Raw genomic sequence first — 807 nt, 5'->3', positions numbered from 1 at the left:
GCCCCACCACCCGGAGGTGAGCAGCGGCAGGCCGGCGAACCCGCCGACCAGCCCGGTGGTCCAGGCGTCGCCGGTCTGGTCGAGCGCGACCAGCGGCAGTGCGACGGCGGTGACGCGCTGGCCGGTCCAGGTGACGAAGGTCGTCGCGGTCAGCGTGACGAGGTGAGGATTGCGCACGCTGTCATCCTGCGGCCGGCCCTCCACCCGCCGGTAGACGGCCTCCCGGCATGAGCAGGCATAGGCTCACACTATGAGCTCATATCCCACGGTCGAGGACCTTCGGCTGGTCGAGGCCGTCGCGCGGCACGGGTCGCTGGGCGCGGCCGCCCGCGAGCTGCTGGTCAGTCAGCCGTCGGCCAGCCAGCGCCTGGCCGCGCTGGAGCGGCGCGTGGGCACCAGCCTCTTCGACCGCGACACCACGGGGGCGCGGCCGACGGCGGCCGGCCGCGAGTTCTGCGACCAGGCCACGCACGTGCTGGACCACCTGGGGTCGATCGTCGAGCGCACGCTGTCCGCGGCGCAGTCGCGCACCGTCTCCGTGGGGGCCTTCCCGAGCCTCGCGGGCACGCTGTTCGCGGCGCTCGACGTGCTGCTCGACGACGTCGTGGTGCAGCCAGAGGTGGACCACGGACCAAAGCTGCTGGAGCGGGTGGAGCGCGGCGCGCTCGACGCCGCGTTCACGGGCATCGCGCGGCAGGTGCCGATCCCACGGGGCCTCGTGGTCACGGAGGTCGGGCGGCACGACCTGGTCACGCTCCTGCCCGCGGGCGCCCCCGCGCCCGGCACCGGGCGGCGTCCCTACACGGG

Annotated in this window: 1 protein-coding gene; it reads left to right on the top strand. The window is 74.8% G+C overall.

What is annotated here, in order from left to right:
* Window positions 1–250: 250 nt before the first annotated feature.
* The coding region (locus PROKR_RS06385; RefSeq protein ID WP_157601930.1) for a LysR family transcriptional regulator at window positions 251–807 on the top strand (557 nt) is incomplete at its 3' end.

It is taken from the genome of Promicromonospora kroppenstedtii DSM 19349, assembly GCF_000515355.1.
Lineage (GTDB): Bacteria > Actinomycetota > Actinomycetes > Actinomycetales > Cellulomonadaceae > Promicromonospora > Promicromonospora kroppenstedtii.
The sequence above is the reverse complement of the archived record's forward strand: the minus strand, read 5'-3'. Positions and strand labels throughout refer to the sequence as shown.